The sequence below is a fragment of the Helicobacter mehlei genome (genome assembly GCF_007280785.1).
Taxonomy (GTDB): domain Bacteria; phylum Campylobacterota; class Campylobacteria; order Campylobacterales; family Helicobacteraceae; genus Helicobacter; species Helicobacter mehlei.
The window spans coordinates 101,228-119,906 of the sequence record NZ_VKGC01000003.1 but is presented as its reverse complement, the minus strand read 5'-3'; the positions used below and the strand labels follow the sequence as shown (position 1 = coordinate 119,906).

At 45.8% G+C, this 18,679-nt stretch carries 19 protein-coding genes; 16 read left to right on the top strand and 3 right to left on the bottom strand.

Annotation, left to right across the window (positions count from 1 at the left end):
* The first annotated feature begins 6 nt into the window (after positions 1–6).
* A complete protein-coding gene (gyrB, locus tag FNE76_RS02265) occupies positions 7–2,313 on the top strand; it encodes a DNA topoisomerase (ATP-hydrolyzing) subunit B (protein ID WP_120947425.1) in 2,307 nt (768 codons plus the stop codon).
* Here gyrB and ruvB read toward each other — a convergent pair.
* Together ruvB and panB are read right to left on the bottom strand one after the other, a co-directional pair.
* Positions 2,310–3,320, bottom strand: a complete 1,011-nt coding sequence (gene ruvB, locus FNE76_RS02260) for a Holliday junction branch migration DNA helicase RuvB (RefSeq protein WP_120947424.1) — start codon at positions 3,318–3,320, stop codon at positions 2,310–2,312. The two genes, gyrB and ruvB, sit on opposite strands and share 4 nt — an antisense overlap.
* Positions 3,317–4,120, bottom strand: a complete 804-nt coding sequence (panB, locus tag FNE76_RS02255; protein WP_120947423.1) for a 3-methyl-2-oxobutanoate hydroxymethyltransferase — start codon at positions 4,118–4,120, stop codon at positions 3,317–3,319. Before panB ends, ruvB begins: the two co-directional genes overlap by 4 nt.
* A gap of 101 nt (positions 4,121–4,221) precedes the next feature.
* Here panB and FNE76_RS02250 point away from each other — a divergent pair, with 101 nt between their 5' ends.
* The 14 genes from FNE76_RS02250 (at position 4,222) to FNE76_RS08505 (ending at position 16,333) form a co-directional block, all read left to right on the top strand.
* Positions 4,222–4,920 (top strand): hypothetical protein, encoded by a 699-nt coding sequence (locus FNE76_RS02250; RefSeq protein ID WP_407925307.1) that lies wholly within the window; start codon positions 4,222–4,224, stop codon positions 4,918–4,920.
* The gene (locus FNE76_RS02245; protein WP_143928357.1) at positions 4,910–5,605 is read left to right on the top strand and encodes an outer membrane beta-barrel protein; all 696 of its coding nucleotides are present in this window, start codon (positions 4,910–4,912) and stop codon (positions 5,603–5,605) included. The genes FNE76_RS02250 and FNE76_RS02245 overlap by 11 nt, the downstream gene beginning before the upstream one ends.
* Before the next feature lie 8 nt (positions 5,606–5,613).
* Positions 5,614–6,543, top strand: a complete 930-nt coding sequence (locus FNE76_RS02240; protein ID WP_120947421.1) for an outer membrane beta-barrel protein — start codon at positions 5,614–5,616, stop codon at positions 6,541–6,543.
* 9 nt (positions 6,544–6,552) lie between these two features.
* Positions 6,553–7,911, top strand: coding sequence for a M23 family metallopeptidase (locus FNE76_RS02235; protein ID WP_120947420.1), 1,359 nt, complete (start codon positions 6,553–6,555; stop codon positions 7,909–7,911).
* Between the two features lie 4 nt (positions 7,912–7,915).
* Entirely contained in the window at positions 7,916–8,518 is a 603-nt protein-coding gene (locus FNE76_RS02230) for a septum site-determining protein MinC (protein ID WP_185962964.1), read from the top strand.
* Positions 8,515–9,420, top strand: a complete 906-nt coding sequence (lpxC, locus tag FNE76_RS02225) for a UDP-3-O-acyl-N-acetylglucosamine deacetylase (RefSeq protein ID WP_120947418.1) — start codon at positions 8,515–8,517, stop codon at positions 9,418–9,420. Before FNE76_RS02230 ends, lpxC begins: the two co-directional genes overlap by 4 nt.
* A gap of 3 nt (positions 9,421–9,423) precedes the next feature.
* Positions 9,424–9,894 (top strand): hypothetical protein, encoded by a 471-nt coding sequence (locus tag FNE76_RS02220; RefSeq protein ID WP_235852164.1) that lies wholly within the window; start codon positions 9,424–9,426, stop codon positions 9,892–9,894.
* Between the two features lie 46 nt (positions 9,895–9,940).
* Positions 9,941–10,849, top strand: coding sequence for a homoserine kinase (gene thrB, locus FNE76_RS02215; protein ID WP_120947417.1), 909 nt, complete (start codon positions 9,941–9,943; stop codon positions 10,847–10,849).
* Positions 10,839–11,096: a DUF448 domain-containing protein gene (locus FNE76_RS02210; RefSeq protein WP_120947416.1), complete on the top strand. Its 258-nt coding sequence runs from the start codon at positions 10,839–10,841 to the stop codon at positions 11,094–11,096. Before thrB ends, FNE76_RS02210 begins: the two co-directional genes overlap by 11 nt.
* Positions 11,093–13,756: a translation initiation factor IF-2 gene (infB, locus tag FNE76_RS02205; RefSeq protein WP_120947415.1), complete on the top strand. Its 2,664-nt coding sequence runs from the start codon at positions 11,093–11,095 to the stop codon at positions 13,754–13,756. The genes FNE76_RS02210 and infB overlap by 4 nt, the downstream gene beginning before the upstream one ends.
* Positions 13,753–14,091: a 30S ribosome-binding factor RbfA gene (rbfA, locus tag FNE76_RS02200; RefSeq protein ID WP_120947414.1), complete on the top strand. Its 339-nt coding sequence runs from the start codon at positions 13,753–13,755 to the stop codon at positions 14,089–14,091. The genes infB and rbfA overlap by 4 nt, the downstream gene beginning before the upstream one ends.
* Positions 14,091–14,570, top strand: coding sequence for a ribosome maturation factor RimP (locus FNE76_RS02195; RefSeq protein WP_120947413.1), 480 nt, complete (start codon positions 14,091–14,093; stop codon positions 14,568–14,570). Before rbfA ends, FNE76_RS02195 begins: the two co-directional genes overlap by 1 nt.
* 213 nt (positions 14,571–14,783) lie before the next feature.
* Complete coding sequence (locus FNE76_RS08215; protein ID WP_185962963.1) at positions 14,784–15,311, top strand: cache domain-containing protein; 528 nt, start codon at positions 14,784–14,786, stop codon at positions 15,309–15,311.
* Entirely contained in the window at positions 15,281–16,333 is a 1,053-nt protein-coding gene (locus tag FNE76_RS08505) for a methyl-accepting chemotaxis protein (protein ID WP_185962962.1), read from the top strand. Before FNE76_RS08215 ends, FNE76_RS08505 begins: the two co-directional genes overlap by 31 nt.
* Before the next feature lie 8 nt (positions 16,334–16,341).
* Here FNE76_RS08505 and FNE76_RS08500 read toward each other — a convergent pair whose 3' ends face one another.
* The gene (locus FNE76_RS08500) at positions 16,342–16,998 is read right to left on the bottom strand and encodes a DUF2470 domain-containing protein (RefSeq protein ID WP_120947412.1); all 657 of its coding nucleotides are present in this window, start codon (positions 16,996–16,998) and stop codon (positions 16,342–16,344) included.
* A 289-nt stretch (positions 16,999–17,287) separates the two neighbouring features.
* Between FNE76_RS08500 and FNE76_RS02180 the strand changes: the two genes are divergently transcribed.
* Entirely contained in the window at positions 17,288–18,652 is a 1,365-nt protein-coding gene (locus tag FNE76_RS02180) for an outer membrane family protein (protein WP_407925306.1), read from the top strand.
* Positions 18,653–18,679: the final 27 nt, after the last annotated feature.

The window sequence follows — 18,679 nt, the reverse complement described above, 5'->3', positions numbered from 1 at the left end:
CTAGCGATGCAATCCTACACGGGCGATAAGATCAAGGTGTTAAAAGGTTTAGAGGGCGTGCGCATGCGCCCGGGCATGTATATTGGGAATACCAATATCGATGGCTTGCACCACTTGGTCTATGAAATTGTGGATAATTCTATTGATGAAAGCATGGCGGGTTTTTGCAACCAAATTAATATCACACTGACCCAATATGGTTCATGCGTGGTGGAGGATAACGGGCGGGGTATCCCAGTGGATATCCACTCCACAGAGGGTATTCCAGCCGCTACGCTGGCTTTAACCACCTTGCATGCCGGGGGCAAATTTGACAAACAAACTTACAAGGTTTCAGGTGGCTTGCATGGCGTGGGGGTGAGCGTGGTGAATGCCCTTTCTACCAAACTCATTATGACTATCAAGCGGGAGGGGCAGATTTTCAGACAAGAATTTGCTAAGGGCATCCCCACCACTTCCTTGGAAGTGGTGGGCACCACCAAAGAACAGGGTACGAGCATTGAATTTTTCCCCGATCCTTCCATTATGGAGGTGGTGGCTTTTGATTCGGCTGTGCTAAAAAAACGCTTCCAAGAGATGGCATATCTCAATCATGGTCTCACCATCCATTTTTACGACCAACCCAACCAAATTAAAGAAACTTACCACTATGCAGAAGGTTTGAAACAATTTATTTTAGACACCAATAAAAACCCCCTCATCTCTGAAGTGATCGCCTTTAGCGCGCAAGCAGAGGACATGGAAGTTGAAATCGCCCTAGCCTACAATGAGGGTTATAGCGAGCAGATGTTTAGCTTTGTTAATAGTATCCGCACGCCCGAGGGGGGCACACATGAGAGCGGGTTTCGCATGGGTCTTAGCCGTGCAATTTTAAACTATATCCAAGAAAATGCCAATGCCCGTGAAAAAGAGGCGGGCGTGGTGCAAGAAGATATTAAAGAGGGCTTGCTAGCCGTGATCTCGACACGGATTTTAGAACCCCAATTTGAGGGGCAGACTAAGGCCAAATTGGGCAGTTCCTTTGTGCGCCCCCTTGTGGCGAAGTTGGTCTATGAAAAGATGGCAAAATTCTTTGAGGAGAATCCCAGCGTGGCTAGAGCCATCATGCAAAAGGCGTTGCTGGCAGCTAAGGGCAGAGAGGCGGCTAAAAAGGCTAAGGAGCTCACCCGCAAAAGGGACAACTTGAGTGTGGGGACTTTGCCCGGGAAGTTGGCGGATTGCCAAAGTAAAGACCCCAAGGAGTGTGAAATTTACTTAGTGGAGGGGGATAGTGCGGGCGGGTCGGCTAAACAGGGGCGCGATCGGGTTTTCCAAGCGATCTTGCCCTTGCGGGGTAAAATCCTCAATGTGGAAAAATCCCACCTCAGCAAGATTTTAAAATCTGAGGAGATCAAAAACATGATCACTGCCTTTGGGTGTGGCGTGGGGCAGGAATTCAATTTAGAAAAACTGCGCTACCACAAGATCATCATCATGACCGATGCCGATGTGGATGGTAGCCATATCCAAACCTTATTGATGACCTTTTTTTACCGCTATTTAAAGCCCTTGATCGAAAATGGGCATGTTTATATCGCCCAGCCCCCACTCTATCGCTTTAAAAAGAAAAAGATTGAAAAATACCTCAAGGATGAAAGGGAATTGAATCACTTTTTGATCGAACATGGCATTGATAGCGTGGAGATTGAAGGGATGGGGCGTAATGACTTGTTAGGTTTGCTTAAAACTTTGAGTGCTTACCGATCCTTGCTCCAAGAGCTAGAAAAACGCCCCATTTTAACAGAGGTCTTGCGTTATTTGATCGAACAAGGGGGTAAGGATTTGCCTCTAAGCACTCTAGCAACCAAATTGCAAGAACACATTACTAAAATGGGCTATCGCATTTTAACCCAGCAAGTTCTAGAGGATAGCTTGCACTTTTTCGTGCAAACTAAATTAGGACTTGTAGAACTTTTGGTGGATCAATCTCTCTTTAACGATCCACTATTCTTAGAAGCCCAAAATCTCTTTGCCAAAATCAAGGATTTTAATTTAGACGCTTTGGAAGTGGATGGCTTGGAGTTTTTAGCCCAAATTGAGGAGCGTGCCAAACAAGGGGCATATATCCAGCGCTACAAAGGTCTAGGCGAGATGAATCCCGAACAGCTTTGGGAAACCACCATGGCGGCTAATAACCGCCACCTTTTGCGTGTGTCTTTGGACGATGAAGAAAAAGCTAATAATGCCTTTAATCTCTTGATGGGCGATGAGGTTGAGCCCCGCCGTGCCTATATCCAAGCCCATGCTAAAGATGTCAAGAATTTAGACATCTAATCAAAAAGCGATTTTTTGGGGGTTTGGAGTTTTAAAACTTCATAAGTTTTAGGCGTGGCAATGCGCCCCTTAGCCGTGCGTTCCAAATAGCCATTAGCCAATAAAAAAGGCTCAATCACCTCCTCAATGGTGCTTTCATCCTCATGCATGCTGGCTGCTAGCGTGTTCAAACCCAAAGCCCGATTTTTGGCATTGGCTAAGAGATTGAGATAGAGTAAGTCCAAAGTGTCAAAGCCATAAGCATTCACGCCCAATTCCTCTAATGCCATTTGTGCTCTAGGTAGGGAGATACTCTCTTCATTGGCACTATCGGCAAAGTCGCGGATGCGTTTTAAAAGCCTTAGGGCGATGCGGGGCGTGCCTCTGGAGCGTTTAGCAATCTCTAAGCTGGCTTCAATGTCAATGGCTTTAGAGAGTTTGGAACTGGCTTTACTGATGATAATAGCTAACTCTTGGATACTATAAAATTGCATGCGAAAATGCATGCCAAAGCGATCGCGCAAAGGGTTAGAGAGCATGCCTGCCCTAGTGGTTGCCCCAATGAGCGTGAAAGGAGCTAAATCAATTTTAATGGTTTGGGCGGCTGCTTTAGAGCCAATGATAATATCAAGCCTAAAATCCTCCATAGCCGGGTATAAAACCTCTTCAATGGCCGGACTGAGCCGGTGAATCTCATCAATAAATAAAATGTCTTTGGCATTCAAATTGGTTAAAATCGCGGCTAAATCGCCGGTTTTTTCAATCATCGGGGCGGTGGTTACTTTGATTTGTGTCCCCAATTCTAGAGCGATGATGTGACTTAAGGTGGTCTTGCCCAAGCCGGGGGGTCCAAAAAAAAGAATGTGATCGAGGGTATCACCCCGTTTTTTAGTGGCATGAATGGAGACTTGCAAGAGCTTTTTAACTTGTTCTTGCCCGATATAATCCTCCCAAAGCGCGGGGCGCAAACTCAGGTTTTCTTGCTCCTCAAACTCTAAGGCCTGCAAATTGACTAAGCGATCGCTCATGAGTAGCTTTCTGCTGGGCTGGGGAAATTGCCCGACTCAATGTCGGCGATGTAATTTTTGATCGCCTCTTGAATGAGCTGGGCTCCTTGCAAATAGTGGCGCACAAATTTAGGCTTGAAGGCTTGGAACAAGCCCAGCATATCTGAGAAAACCAAAATCTGCCCATCACAGCCCGCCCCACTCCCGATACCAATGGTGGGGATGTCTAGTCTTGCTGTGATTGTGCTCGCCACGCTAGAGATCACGCCCTCAATCACCAGCAAAGACACCCCCGCCTCTTGCAAAGCCAAAGCGTCCTCTAGGAGTTGATGAGCACTCTGGGGGGTTTTGCCCTGCACTTTGTAGCCCCCCATGCCCCGCACACTCTGGGGTAAAAGCCCAATATGCCCCACCACCGCCACGCCTTCCTCTACAATGGCTTTAATCAAGGGTGCGCGTTTGAGCCCCCCCTCTAGCTTGATCGCATCGGTCTTGGTCTCTTGGTAGGCACGCAGGGCGTTTTGGATGCCTTGTTTTTTGTGGGTGTAGCTCCCATAGGGCATGTCCATGATCACAAAGGCCTTTTTTGTGGCACGGCAAACTGCTTGGGTGTGGTAAATCATCATGTCCATGTGGGCACTCAGGGTATCCACACGCCCATTAAAACTCATATTCAAACTATCGCCCACCAAGATCACATCAATGAGTGGATCAAAAAGCCCCGCAAAGAGTGCATCGTAAGCAGTGATCGCGCTAATTTTTGAGGGCTTGCCCTCTTTGGGGTGTTTTTTAGCATAGAGCATGCCGAGTGTATTTTTCATGAGCAACCTTGTGTTTTTATTAGATTTTACCTTTAAAATGCTATGATATGCTTGAGATGGGGATTAAGCCACTTAGGGATTGGTTTTGCTTAGGAGAAACATTGAAGGTTAATGCTGGGGTGCTAGTATCTGCACTTTTTTTGTGCCAAGCACTTTTAGAGGGAATTGATTATGAAACACTAGACCCCAAGTATTACCGCTACATCAAATTCTATGAAAAATATAGCGACAAAGAAATCGCGCTTTTGATTGATGATATTAAGGCAGCTGAGAAAAAAACCGGACTTATCATTGGTCTTAGCACAGGATTTTTTTATAATGACCAAATCCGGCTAAAAACGGGGAGCAAGAGCATTACGGGCAATTCTTTAAACTATTTGTGGGCGATTGGGGTGCGTTTTGGGTATCAAAGTTACCGCCCCTCACTCTTTGCCAAAACTTTCCGCCCCAATGTGATCGGGCGGCGTATTTATATCCAATACATCGGGGCTGTGCCCAAACAGGCGAGTATTGGGCGCGTGGGTTACCAGAGCGCGACCATCAATGCCGATCTGATGATCGATCCAGTCTTGCCTCTTGTGGGGCGTTATTTGTCCATGGGGTTTTTGCTGGGCATTGGGGTGGGTGTGGTCAGTCAGGGCGTTAATACCAACTCTTTTTTTGGCATGATGCTCAATACCGGGATTGCTTTTAGTGTCTTTGGGCATAACCGCGTGGAATTGGCCTTTAAGTTACTCGCCAATAAAGATGTGTCTTGGTGGGGCGGGATCGTAAATGTAGGTTACCAATATGTCTTTTAAGTTAGCCAAAGGGCTTTTATGGGGTATTTTGTTGGCCAATCTGTGCTTGGGCACAGCTGCACCTGACCCCCAAAAGCGCACCCTTCTTCAAGAAAAACAATTCCAAATCTACATGCTCAAGGGGCAATTATACGAAGTTGAGCAAGCCCAGCTAGACAAACAAGTTGCCAAGCGCAAGAGTGGGGTTTTTGTGGGCGTGGTCTTGACTGAATTGAATTTAAAGGTCGATGGGGTGAGCAATGGGAATTTTCCGCTTTTATATGGGGTGCGTGCCGGTTACCAACAATACCTCAAAGGCGGGGTTGGGGGTTTGCGCTACTATGGGGAGTATTTGGGGGGCGTGGCAGGGAGTGTTTTAAAAGACAACCAATCTAGCTCCTATCAGATTGCCAGCTTGAATGTGGATTTGGTGATGGACAAACCCATTGATGCGGAGAGAAAATACGCCGTAGGGGTTTTTGGGGGGCTGGGCTTGGGCTGGAATGGGTATAAAGATTACCCCAAAGCCACCAGAAACCCCAATGGTTTTGGGGTGATTGTGAATTTTGGGGTGGCCATCACACTCAACACCAAGCACCGCATTGAATTAGCCTTGAAAATCCCGCCTTTAAAATCCACCCATGCTTTTTCTTATTCCTTGACAAGCGGGAACATCTACTACATTAGTTATAACTTTTTACTCTAGGGAATATGATGAAGTCTTTGTTGGGTGTGGCTTTGGTGTTAGCAAGTTTGGGAGCCAATAGCGCACCAGACCAAGAGGGTGCTTTGGATCAAGAGATCAAGCGACTCCAAGAGCAGATTAAAGAAATGGGGATTACACCAGATACCCAGCGCACCTACCCCAAAGAATACGATGACTATTCAAAAAGCACCAAACCTTCCAAAAAGGCAAAGAAAATCAAGGACTACCAAATTGCCCAAGAAAAAAGCGGGTTTTTCATGGGGGGTGGGTATGCTTTGGGGCTCTTAAATGAGTCTTATAGCGGTTCGCAAGTAATGGATAGTCAGTTGGGGATTAAAGTGCCCAATGATGTTTTTAAGGGGGTTGTGGCTCTGCAAGGTTGGGCTAATATGCTCAATTTGGAGCTAGGCTACCAGCGTTTTTTTAACCCCTATTTTGGGACACGGCTTTATGGGGATTTGCTCTTTGAACCCGGACTAGGGAAACTCACATCTAAAAATAACCCTAAAGCTAAGGGGGGGCAATTTTTCTACGCACTAGGCTCATTGGACATGGACGCGCTCTTTGATGCTCCTTTAGATCGCCAAAGAAAGAATTTTTTGGGCGGGTATTTGGGCTTTGGAGTGGGCTTGATGTTGCTCAATGATAAGGGGCGTGGGGTCTTGCAACAGATGTTGCAAAATGGCTATGTGAGCCAAAATGCTCTTTGGAAAATGCTAATGCAAGTGGATTACACGATTAATTTTGGCATAGCCTTCACCTATAAACGGCATTGGCGCTTTGAGCTGGGGACTAAAATCCCTTTAACTTACTTGCGCTTAGGATTTGAAACACCCGCCACTTATAGCAACACACAAGGGAGTCGCACCCTCATTAGCGGGAATACGGGTTTTAAACGGAGCAGTTTTCTGGTGATGAATGTGTTGTATGTGTTTTAAGGATTATCTATGTTATTGCGTTTGATTTTAATCGTATTGGTTATGGGCGGGGGGTATTTGAGTTATAACTACGCGATTAGCCAAAAAAATGGGGCTGAAATTAGCCTCACCTTGCAAGTTCCAGCCAACCACAAGGCAGCCACCAAACAAGAATACATCTCCAACCCGACACATTGGAATCTCCAATATCCCCTGATTCTAACCCTCACCTCTAAGGTTAAAATCCGCTCTTACCACATCAAAGCCCTAACCAGCGATCACCTCGTTGTCTATGATCAGGAACAAATTGTTTTAGATGAGCCCACAACGCTGAGTTTCCAGCTCCCCAAGCCCAATATTAAGCTCAATAACCAAACCCGCTTACGCTATGAAATTGCCGTGCGTGATTGGAGTTATGCGAATTTTTTTAATGGCAACATCACGACTAAGAGTTTTGAAATCACCCTAGACACCACAGAGCCCAAAATCTACACCCTCGCCCAATCCAGTAGCATTAACTATGGCGGAAGTGCTTTGGTGATCTTCAAGGTCGAAGATGAATCGCTTAATCGTGTGTGGCTGAGTAATGGGCATCAGAGCTTTAAAGCCTTCCCCTTTATTAAAGACAAACATTATGTGGCTATTCTGCCATGGTCGATCTTGGAACGCACTTTCACCCCCCAAATCATTGCACAGGATAAAGCCTATAATGTCCATATCCTAACCTTAAAATTGATTAAAAACACCAAAGTCTATTATCCCAAGCGCACGATCGATTTGAGCAAGGAATATTCTAATAAAGAAATTGCCTTAAAAGACATAGGGATTTTGTTAGACTTAGAGAGAGCAGACGCGCGATCTGGCGTGCGTAAAATTATCCAAGATGATTTGAGAAACGTAGTCGCCTATAATACCTTCCAATTCCAACCCTTTAATCCCTTGAATAAAAAATCTAGGGTGTTGCTTGCCTTTGGGACTCAAAGGCAGTTTGTGTTCAAACGTGAAAAGGTGGAGCAACACCTGCATTTGGGGGTGGATTTAGCAGGCAAAAAATCTAAAGTTTATGCGAGTAATAGTGGCAAGGTGATCTTAGAAGAAGAGGTGGGTGGCTATGGCAAGAGCGTGTTGATCTCCAATGGCTTGGGGGTTTATGCACTCTATGGGAGCTTGTCAGAATTTAAGGCGAATATGGGAGATTTGCTAGAGCCTCAAGGCATGTTTGGGATCAGCGGGCATAATCTCACCAACAAACGCGACCATGTGCACTTTGAAATTCTGATCCAAGGCGTGGCGGTGCGCCCTTCTGAATGGATGGATAAAAGGTTTATACAAAAATTTAATGCTATTATACATGAGGCAGAACGCAAAATCCAAGCCGGTCAGGAGTGATGGGTTGTTAAGAACGCGGCAAAAACAGGTGCGCTGTTTTGAGCTAGGTGTCGCTAGTAGTGAGCAGTATTTGACTTTTATCCATAAGAATGCCCTGCTTTTGCAAGATTACTTGTTGTTGTTTAGAGCCCCTATAGATAGCGAAGTGTTAGGCATTTTGCAACATTACCAGTTAGCTTATAGCGTGAGTGCTAAAGAGCTCAAGGGTAGACCCAGCGATCAGGTCGTGGTCTATGAGGCACTGGATTTAGCTCCACCCCCCAAACCCCCCACCCCGACAAAGACAATGATCGATCGGGTACAGATTTTTGAGCGCAACATCCGGAGCGGGGAGGAGATTGATAGTGCTTTTAGTTTGGTGTTTTTGGGCAATATCAACCATGGGGCTAAAATCTATTCGGATCAAAATATTAGTGTCTATGGGCGTTGTGAGGGGATCATTATTTGCATGGGCGTGTGTATGATTATCAGAAATGTCCATTCTTCCCACATTGCTTTTCAGGGCGAGGTGCTCGATCCTGCCAAGTTGGCGCGCATCAACGAAAACACCAAATTAAAATTGATTACCAAGAATGACGATATGATCACCATAAAGGATATACTATGAGACAAAGAACAATCGCAAGAAGTGTAGAGTTAATCGGAATTGGCTTGCATAAGGGTGTGCCGGTGAAAATGGTACTAGAGCCCTTAGGGGTTGGTGCTGGCATCGTGTTTGAACGCGCCGATTTGGGTGTGCAGATCCCCTTAAATAGCCAAAATGTGTTGGACACTAAAATGGCGACCACGCTAGGCTTAAAAGAACGCCCCGAAGCGCGGATTTCCACCGTGGAGCATTTGCTTTCAGCCGTGAGCGCATATGGAATCGATAACCTTAAAATCTCTGTGGATAATGAGGAGATTCCCATTATGGATGGCTCATCCATTGCCCATTGTATGTTGCTTGATGAGGCGGGCATTGCCGAGCTAGAAGCCCCTAAGTCTTTCATGCGCATCACTAAAGAAGTCCAAGTTCAAGAAGGGCAAAAGTTTGCTAAACTTAGCCCCAGCACGCGTCTTTCCTTTGATTTTACAATCTCTTTCCCCCACCCAGTCATCAAGGAACAGCATTATCGCTTTGATTTTTCACGCCACCAGTATAAGGAGCAAGTGGCTAAAGCTAGGACTTTTGGCTTTCTTCAAGAGGTCAATTATTTGCGCTCTATTGGGTTGGCCAAGGGGGGGAATCTCAATAACTGCATTGTTTTAGATGAACATGGCATTGTGAATAAGGAGGGTTTGCGTTATGAAGAGGAATTTGTGCGCCATAAAATCTTAGATGCAATGGGAGATTTGGTCTTTTTGGGCATGTCCTTGATTGGGGATTACCAATCTTACATGGGGAGTCATAAGCTCAATGCCATGCTCGTTCAGGAAGTCTTAGCCACAGAGGCTTTTGAAGTGATCCACCTAGCTCCTAAAAATCAAGAGAGCGAAAAATCTTTAGAAATGGTCTTAGCTTATCACTAGTTGATGCGCGGGTGCTGTATATTGGTGTTGGCTTTGCAAAGTCCCATAAAAGTGGGTGTTTATGATCATCGGGGTTCTTTTTTACACGCCTTCCAGTCCTCCAAACAAGCTAGTTTTGCGTTGGTAGAAGTCTTTGATGCCCTCTTGGCTTGGACCAAGGATCACCAACTCGCCTTGCAGGCGATCTATTATGCCAAGGGTCCGGGGAGTTTAATGGCGATGAAGCTTACCCATGTATTTTTGCACACCCTTAGTCTAGCGCGATCCCTTGAACTCTATTCGGCTTTGGGTTTTGCCTTCAACAACAACGCCCCTATTAAGGCGTTTGGGAAGATGGGCTATGTGCTTAAAGGCGATCAAATGCACTTGGTGCCCTGTGATTCAGAACTGCCCCCCTTAGATTTGCCTGCCCATTTGGATCGCTCCGTTTTTACGCAAGACAACCAGCCCATTTATCTTTTACCGCCCGTTTAAAGTGAGTGTTTATAATTGGACACAATGGTAAAATATAGGAAGCCGATTGGTTGTTAGCGTACCTGCCACAAGTGCGAACTTAGGACCGGGTTTTGATTGCTTGGGGCTTAGTTTGAATCTGCGGAATCGTTTTAGTGTGATCCCCTCCGTCTATACCAGCATTAAAATACAGGGTGAGGGTGAGGGCTTTTCAAAGTTCTTGGTGGATAATATCTTTGTCAAGCTCTTTAAAGAGGCGTTGCAAGCAAAGGGCATCCAAGAGAATTTTGAATTTTCATTCACCAATGCTATCCCCATTTCTCGGGGGCTAGGGAGTAGTTCGGCGATCATTGTCGGAGCTTTGAGTGCCATTGACTATTATTTAACCCACACACTGGATAAAGAAGAGATTTTGCATGCGAGTTTGGTGCATGAGTCTCACCCAGACAACATCACACCCGCTGTCTTTGGGGGGTTTAATGTGGTAGCTGTTGAGAGTTTGCCCTATAAAGAAAACAAACAAAGGCGCAAGCAAATTTACCACCTCAAAACCTCCATACCAAAAAATTTAAAGGCAGTGGTGGTGATTCCTTCACACTCCATTTCTACCAAGTTCTCGCGCATGGCATTACCCAAACGCTATGGCAGTGCCGATGTGATCTACAATCTATCCCGCGTGGGCTTGATGAGCATGATTTTTATGCAAGAAAAATGGGAGCTTTTAAAGGCGATCTCTAAGGATCGCTTACACCAAGATCGGCGCATGAAGCTCTACCCTGTGCTCTACGGGGTGCAAAAATTAGCTTTAGAAAATGGGGCGTTGATGAGCACTTTGTCGGGGAGTGGGTCGTCTTTTTTTAACATGTGCTATGCAGAGGATGCGGCGCGTTTGCAAGCAAAATTGCAAAAAAAATATTATAATTTTAGGGTTTTGATCTTAGACTTTGATAACCAAGGAGTGCAGATTGAGGAGTAATGCCTTTTTTTCTAAAAAAGCCGTGCGCATGTGTGTGTGTTGTCGGGAGCGTTTCTTGCAAGAAAAACTCTTGCGTTTTAGTGTTTTGGATAATGTGATCATCACCTTTCAGGGGAGCGGGCGGAGTTTTTATTTATGCCATGCGTGCTTAAAAAGCAAGCATGTCACTAAACAGGTGCTTAAAACCAAGAATACCCCTAATAACAAACACTATATTGAGGCATGGTTAGAGGAGATCAAGGCATGAGTGATTTGACGACATTGAAGGATTTTACCCTAGAATTGGGCTTAAAGGACACCAAGAAGGTGATCGAAGCGGGTAAAGAAATCGGGCTAAATCTCAAAAGCAATTCCAAGCTAGACCCCGAAACAGCGCATACGCTGTATGAGTACATCATCAATAAAGTCAAGCCCGCCACAAAACCTCCCAAGAGCAAAGAAAGCAAGAGCAAGGAGACTCCCAAAAAGGACACACCCCCAGCCAAGAGCCAAGAGCCCCAAGCAGAGCCCCAAAAATCCACCCCTACAGATTGCCCAGCCCCTAGCATGCCCACTAAACCCGTTGTCAAAAAGTGTAACATTGAGATTATCAGCACAGGAGAAAAAGAAGCCCCTAAGCCCAAAAAACCAGAGACACCCAAAGCCCCACCCAAACTAGAGCCCAAACCCACACCTCTCCCCACTCCTATTGTAGCGACACCTCCTCAACCCCAAGCCTCACCAACTAGTACGCTTAGCACGCGCACACGTGGGATTCGCATTGTCCGGCGCACCGATCAAGAAGAGGCGGCTTTGGCAAGAGCCCTAGAGGCAAGCAAGAGCATAGATACCCCAGAAAATAAGGAGGAAAAAAAGCCCAAAAAGGTCCCTAAACAAAAAAGTGTCCAAAAACCCAGCCCTAAAAACCGCACCCATAAGCTAGACTTCTCCCATAGCCGGGATTTTAATGACATCTATGAGGACGAACAAGATGAGGTGATGCTCTTTGATTTCCATAGCCAAGATTTGGAAGAAAACCCGCCTGAAGAAAGCATGCCCAAAATGATCACCGATCGGGTCAAAATCCAAAAGAAAACGCCTTGGATGAGCGAGGGGGGTATTCGGCGCTCGAGCCGTAAAAAGCGCGTATATCGTAATGAGAATACCCAAAAAAGCGTGCAGAGTGTCATTAGCGTCTCTGAAGAAGTGCGGGTTTATGAGTTTGCGCAGAGTGCTAATCTCAACCTAGCCGATGTGATCAAAACCCTTTTTAATCTGGGTTTAATGGTTACCAAAAACGACTTTTTGGATCGCGATGCCATTGAGATTTTGGCGGCTGAATTTGGTTTAGAAGTCTCCATTGAAAGCACGCAGGTGTTTGTGGAGGAGACTCAAGAGGAAGAGAACCAAGTTTTGAGCGAACGCCCGCCCGTGGTAACGATCATGGGGCATGTCGATCATGGTAAAACCTCTTTGCTGGATAAAATCCGCAACCAACGCGTGGCAGGCAGCGAGGCAGGGGGGATCACCCAGCACATCGGGGCTTACATGGTGCAAAAAAACGATAAGTGGATTTCCTTTATTGACACACCCGGGCATGAGGCGTTCAAACAAATGCGCGAGCGGGGAGCCAAGGTTACTGATATTGCGATCATCGTGATCGCCGCTGACGATGGGGTCAAACCCCAAACCATTGAGGCACTCAAACAAGCCAAAGATGCGGGTGTGCAAATCATTGTAGCGATGAATAAGATCGATAAAGAAAATGCCAATGTGGATAAGCTCAAGGCCGAATGTGCGGAATTGGGCTTTAATGCACGTGATTGGGGCGGGGAATATGAGTTCATCCCCATTTCAGCAAAAACGGGTCAAGGTATCGACACGCTTTTAGAAACGATTTTGATCCAAGCAGAGATTATGGAATTGCGCGCGGGTGTAGAGGGGAATGGGCGTGCGGTGGTCTTAGAGGGGAGCGTGGAAAAAGGGCGCGGGGCGGTGGCGACCATTATTGTGCAAAATGGTACCATCAAAGTGGGGGATGCGGTGGTGGCCGATGTGGCATTTGGGAAAGTGCGCACCATGAGTGATGATCAAGGTAAGAGTATCCAAAGCTTAAGACCCTCTCAAGTTGCGCTCATCACCGGACTTAGTGAAGTGCCCATGGCGGGCTCGAGTCTTATGGTGGTGGAAAATGAGAACACTGCTAGGAGCTTGGCGCATAAAAAGGCAACCTACCTGCGCCAAAAGGCGTTGAGCAAGAGCACCAAGGTGCATATTGACGAACTCTCTTCCATGGTCGCCAACAAAGAGTTCAAAAATATCCCGCTGGTATTGAAAGCCGACACACAGGGTAGTTTAGAGGCGATCAAACACAGCTTACTAGGCTTGAATAATGACGAGGTGGGCGTGCAGATTTTGGGTGCAGGCGTGGGGGCAATTAGTGAAAATGATTTGAGTTTGGTGGCTAATAACTCCCATGCCTTGGTGCTAGGTTTTAATATCCGCCCAACAGGCAATGTGCGCAGCAAGGCTAAGGAATTGTGCGTGGAGATTAAGACTTATAGCGTGATTTACGCGCTTTTAGATGACATGAAAGCCTTGATGGGTGGACTGATGAGCCCAATTGTTGAGGAAGAGGATACCGGTCAAGCCCAAGTGCGCGAAACCTTTGTGATCCCCAAAGTGGGCACGATCGCTGGGTGCATGGTGGTCGATGGGGTGATCAACAAGGGGATCAAGGTGCGCTTGATTCGCGATGGAGTCGTGGTGCATGTGGGTAAAATCGTGTCCTTGAAACGCTTTAAAGATGATGCCCAAGAGGTTTCTAAGGGTTATGAGTGCGGGATCATGCTCGATCATTACAATGATGTGCGCGTGGGCGATGTGTTTGAGAGTTTTAAAGAAATCCAAAAAAGTCGGGTGTTATGATGGACAATATCCATGCGATGCGCTTAGATGCGGTGTTGTTGGAGTATTTACAAGAGTGTTTGGGCATGTTGGGCGATGTGCGCTTAAATGGGCTAGCCTTTAGCCGTGTGCATTGCTCTAAGGGCAAGCACCATGCCCATGTCTATATCGATGCGCAATCTATCGAGCCCAACACGCAACAAGAGGTGCTGGGGGCTCTTAAAAAAGCCACGCCCTTACTAAGAGCTTATGTTTTGCAGGTGAGCGGATGGTTTAAATGCCCCCATTTTAGTTTTCATATCGATACCGCCCTAGAGCAAGAACAACGGCTACAAAAAATCTTAGAGAGTCTGTGATGGATTTACAGAAATTAGAAAGTCTCTTAGAAAACACACTTAAAAGCATTGGTTGCGCGCTCTATGATGTGGCTTTGCTCAAGGAAAACCAACAAGACATTTTACGTATCAGCATAAAAGCCCTGCAGGGTCCCACTAGCCTAGAGGTCTGCGAACAAGCCAGCTTGCTTATCTCCCCGCTTTTAGATGTGCATGATTTTATGCCCAGCTCCTATACCCTAGAGGTCAGCTCAATGGGCTTGGAACGTACGCTCACCAAACCTAGGCATTTTGAACTCTCTATGGGGGATTTAGTCGAGGTGCGCACGCTGGAGAAAGAGAGATTTAAAGGATTGATCGCCGGTTTAGAGGGTGAAAATGTGATTTTAAACATAGAAGGGACGCTCAAAAGTTTACCTCTCAGCCAGCTTAAAAAAGTCAAAAGCGTGTTTGAATTGGGGAAGTGGGGGGGTGCAAAGGGCAACTTTAAACAAAATTAAAGAAGTCTTAGTCTATCGTCTTATAAGTAATTTTAATCTGAGGATCGACTGTGTGTGATACTCCTTTTATCTCTCCCCCCAAGGAATAGCACAGAATTAGGGGGCTTTAATGCCATAAAATAACAAGATCGCTCCTATTAAGGAAGCAACAGAAAACTCCCTCTTTTTCATTGGGCAAACAAATTGTTGCGTTGTGGTTGCTCACCATCGTTGATGGCAACCACCCTCTTGCTCTTTGTGCATAATAATAAGGAATCTGTCCAGCGCGTGGATAAATTGGTCGGCACAGATTTGAACGCCATGTTGGGTGAAAAGCTCAAGCTATCTGTGGATGCGATGAGTTTTGTCCTCTCCAATGCGATCAAAAACGCCCCCACCCTTGAAGCCAAAAAGCAGATGATTGAGCACTTGCTTAAAGGTTTTCGCTTTGAAGAAGATCACTCAAGTTATTTTTTCGTCTATGATCTTTACACCGCTATCTCTACGGGCAACCCCAAATTCCATGTGGGCACAAACATGGAAAACTTTCACGATAAAAATGGGGTGTATTATGTTAAAGAACTCTACAGGGTGGCCATGGCGGGGGGCAGATTTGTTTATTATATCGTGCCCAAACCCCTCCCAGATGAGAGTACTCGCCCCGTGCAAAAGATTTCCTATGCACAAAAAATCGAAGGGGTGCCCAATTTGTGGATTGCAACAGGGTGTATATGGACAATGTGCAACAACGCACACACATGATCACCTCCGATATTAAACACGATTTGAGTCAAAAATTTTACCTCTATGTCTTGATCATTGCAATCTTTTTGCTAGTAGTGGTCATGCCCCTATATTACCTCTTTTACCACAAAATCACGGGGAATATCCGCGCGCTTAACAAGGGGTTAAAAGACTTCTTTGCTTTTGTGAATCACAAAAATCAAGAAGCCCCCCAAGCAATTGTTTTGCGTTCCAAAGATGGGCTAGGCGAGATGGCGCGCGCGCTCAACCACAATATCCAAGAGGCACTAGAGCACTTCCAAGCCGATCAAACCCTCTCTAAAGAAGCGTTGGTGGTCCTCAATGGGGCGCGCACAGGGGATTTTACCCAAAATATCCAAGCCCAAGCGATCAACCCCGCACTCCAGCACTTGGGGAGCAATCTCAACGATTTTTCCCATTTTCTAAATTCCATTTTCCGCAACATTTCCAACACCATTGAAACCTATTCGCACAATGACTTTAGGGGCAATATGGACACCTCCCAGTTGCAAGGGGGTTTTTTACAGCTGGAATCCTTAGAACAAACAACCAGCGCGCTAGATAAGATCACCAAGTCGATGCAAAATGTCAATACCAAGAGTCAGGGGGTGATCGAGCAGTCTAAGGGCATTTCTAATATTGTCGTGATCATCGATGAGATTGCCGAGCAGATTGGTTTGTTGGCCCTAAATGCCACTATTGAGGCCGCCCGAGCGGGCGAACACGGGCGGGGCTTTGTGGTGGTGGCTGATGGAGTGCGCAAACTGGCTGAACGCACCCAAAAGTCTTTGAACGAGATTGAGGTGAATATCTCCGCGCTCGCCCAGTCCATCAACCAAACCGCTACGATGATTGAGGAGCAGACCGAAAACATTGCCCAAATCAACATGGCGATGGAATCTTTAGAAAAAACAATGGCGCACAACACCCAGATAGCCCAAACTTCTTCCACCATTAGCCAGAATGTCCAACGCATCGCCCAAAACATCTTGGATGAGGCTAACAGCAAGAAATTTTAGGGGCATCACTAGCGGTTAGGACCTTGATTTTTAGAGAAGTCTTGTTGCCCTTGATGGGGGGTTCTCATATCTGGGTGAAAACCGCTTTGGGGTCCAAAATGGGCTTGGGGGTTAAAGTGCTGGGGCATGGGGTGGAAACCAAAAGGCACAAAACCCATCACAAACATGCCAAAGTATGGGAATGGGGTAAAACCAAAGGGCATGCCCCAAGGCCCATAACTACCATTGAATCCACAAGACGTATTAAAAGGGTGTTGTCCAGCAAAACCGCCCGCTTGGGGACCAAAATATCCCTGATGTCCCCAGTTCCCCGGATTCCCTTGAGGGCCAAACGAACCTTGAGCTCCCGATCCAAAATGGTTTTGTTGGTGTTGGTTTTCTGTATGGCAAGATTGATAAGAATCGGAGACATTAGAGGCATCTGGACCTAAAAGGGCGATGAGCGCATCGCGGATTCCCTCAAAGCTATCAAGTGGGTAGGGGAAGGCTAATCTAAAGACCTCTTGTTTGCCCTCTTTAGTGTAAGCAATTTCCATTTCGCTGAGACTAATGTCTTGCACATGCACATTACTAGCCCATTGCACCGATGCGTATTTCTCAAATAGTTTTAGCACATTATCAAGCTGTTTGCTATTTAAAATGTCCAACGCATGCTGTTTATCCATAAAGACTCCTTATTCTGGGTATTTGTCCTAAAGACATAGAGAGTCCAGCGGTTTTAAACTGAATTAGAACTTAATCTATATATTTTTTTGTAAAAAAGTTGATAGTATCATTGATAACTTTATTAAAAATATAAAAATAAGTTAGAAAATATGAGCCTACTAGACTAATATTTTATGGTATTAGTTATGGTGGGGTTAGAGACTCACACTTGCGTTTTAATTTGGGTACATTTATTGTATAATCAGTCTCTCCCTTAGTCTAAATTTTGTCTGTTTGTGAGGATGGTGCTTGAAACTCTCTTTTCAAAGCGTGGTTTTTCAAATTTTATGTGTGGGCTTGTCTTGTTTGCATGCCTTTGATTACCAGCTAGGGGGCAAGGTGGGTTCTTTTTCACGCATTGGTTTTAACAACGCGCCCATTAATTCCCAAAAGGGGCTTTACCCCACAGGGAGCTATGTTACTGCTGTGGGGGCTTTGCAAATTGATGCCAATTTGTTACCCAAGTGGGTGAGCAATCACAAGCTAAGGGCGGGCATTGGGGGCGAGCTGGGCGGGTTGGCTTACGATTCAACCAAAACTTTAAGAGATACTAGCGGGGTAGATCCGGGTTACCAGCCAGCCAACTGGTATTATATGGGGCGTTGGGAGGGGTATTTGATGGACGCGCCTTGGACCAAAACGCCCTATGCACGCTACCAAGATTCTGTACATGCCAAAAATTACATTCTGTATAATCTCTATTTGGATTATAGCTACAAGGATATTTTTGGGATCAAGCTGGGGCGTTATAAGAGCAATGCGTTGTTTTTGCGGGGTTATAATCAGGGCTTTGAAGCATTTTTCAAGTTGTCTCATTTTAAGTTCGAGTGGTTTAGTACCTATGGGAGGGGGTTAGCCAATATCCAATTCATCAGAGAGTTTTATGCGCCTGTGAGTTATGAGTTTGCCAGCGGGAGGCGAGTCAATTATGGCATGCATGCTTTTAGTGTAACTTGGAAATCCAAGCATTTTTTGCTCATGCCCTTTATTTGGTTTTATCCTAAAAACTTCAATGCGCCCGGATTCCAAGCCAATGTAGGCTTTGCCTTTTCTAATTGGAGTGTTTCAACCCAAGTCTATGCGTGGTTCCCCATTTATAGTGCCACTCTGGCTAAAACCTATTATCGGGGGAATTTGGTTGGCAGGGACACCGCAAGCTTATTAGTGCGGCAACGCTTTGATATTAAAGATTACCATGTGGGTTGGTTGGTGTATAAGAATTTTGGCAATGCCAATGCCCAACTGGGCTGGAATGGCTCACCCGTGCCCTTTGATACCACCGATGACACCCCCTATGAAGATGCTTATACTAATCTTTACAATGCTAATTCGGTAACCATTGCGGGCATTGTTGGGGGGAAAATCAAACAATTTTCATGGCAACTTTTAGGCAAATTGATCTATTCGCCTAGGGCTAATTCGCAAAGTTTGGGTTTGACCCTAGAATACCATTGGAGCAAACGCATTAATCTGATGCTCCGCATTAATGGCTATGAAGTTTCTATGCATAGGGGTTATAAGGTGGGGTATTTCCACGCTGGCTATAACCCTAAATTTGCCCCCACCACTCAAGATCGCAGTTACTTAATGACTTCCATGAGTTATGATTTATAGATTATAATAGCGCATTTAAAAGGACAT

What these genes read in the sequence shown, in the direction of transcription:
- gyrB (WP_120947425.1), top strand. Translation starts at nt 7, where the DNA reads ATGCAATCCTACACGGGCGATAAGATCAAGGTGTTAAAAGGTTTAGAG.
- ruvB (WP_120947424.1), bottom strand. Translation starts at nt 3,320, where the DNA reads ATGAGCGATCGCTTAGTCAATTTGCAGGCCTTAGAGTTTGAGGAGCAA.
- panB (WP_120947423.1), bottom strand. Translation starts at nt 4,120, where the DNA reads ATGAAAAATACACTCGGCATGCTCTATGCTAAAAAACACCCCAAAGAG.
- FNE76_RS02245 (WP_143928357.1), top strand. Translation starts at nt 4,910, where the DNA reads ATGTCTTTTAAGTTAGCCAAAGGGCTTTTATGGGGTATTTTGTTGGCC.
- FNE76_RS02240 (WP_120947421.1), top strand. Translation starts at nt 5,614, where the DNA reads ATGAAGTCTTTGTTGGGTGTGGCTTTGGTGTTAGCAAGTTTGGGAGCC.
- FNE76_RS02235 (WP_120947420.1), top strand. Translation starts at nt 6,553, where the DNA reads ATGTTATTGCGTTTGATTTTAATCGTATTGGTTATGGGCGGGGGGTAT.
- lpxC (WP_120947418.1), top strand. Translation starts at nt 8,515, where the DNA reads ATGAGACAAAGAACAATCGCAAGAAGTGTAGAGTTAATCGGAATTGGC.
- FNE76_RS02220 (WP_235852164.1), top strand. Translation starts at nt 9,424, where the DNA reads ATGCGCGGGTGCTGTATATTGGTGTTGGCTTTGCAAAGTCCCATAAAA.
- infB (WP_120947415.1), top strand. Translation starts at nt 11,093, where the DNA reads ATGAGTGATTTGACGACATTGAAGGATTTTACCCTAGAATTGGGCTTA.
- rbfA (WP_120947414.1), top strand. Translation starts at nt 13,753, where the DNA reads ATGATGGACAATATCCATGCGATGCGCTTAGATGCGGTGTTGTTGGAG.
- FNE76_RS02195 (WP_120947413.1), top strand. Translation starts at nt 14,091, where the DNA reads ATGGATTTACAGAAATTAGAAAGTCTCTTAGAAAACACACTTAAAAGC.
- FNE76_RS08215 (WP_185962963.1), top strand. Translation starts at nt 14,784, where the DNA reads ATGGCAACCACCCTCTTGCTCTTTGTGCATAATAATAAGGAATCTGTC.
- FNE76_RS08505 (WP_185962962.1), top strand. Translation starts at nt 15,281, where the DNA reads ATGGACAATGTGCAACAACGCACACACATGATCACCTCCGATATTAAA.
- FNE76_RS08500 (WP_120947412.1), bottom strand. Translation starts at nt 16,998, where the DNA reads ATGGATAAACAGCATGCGTTGGACATTTTAAATAGCAAACAGCTTGAT.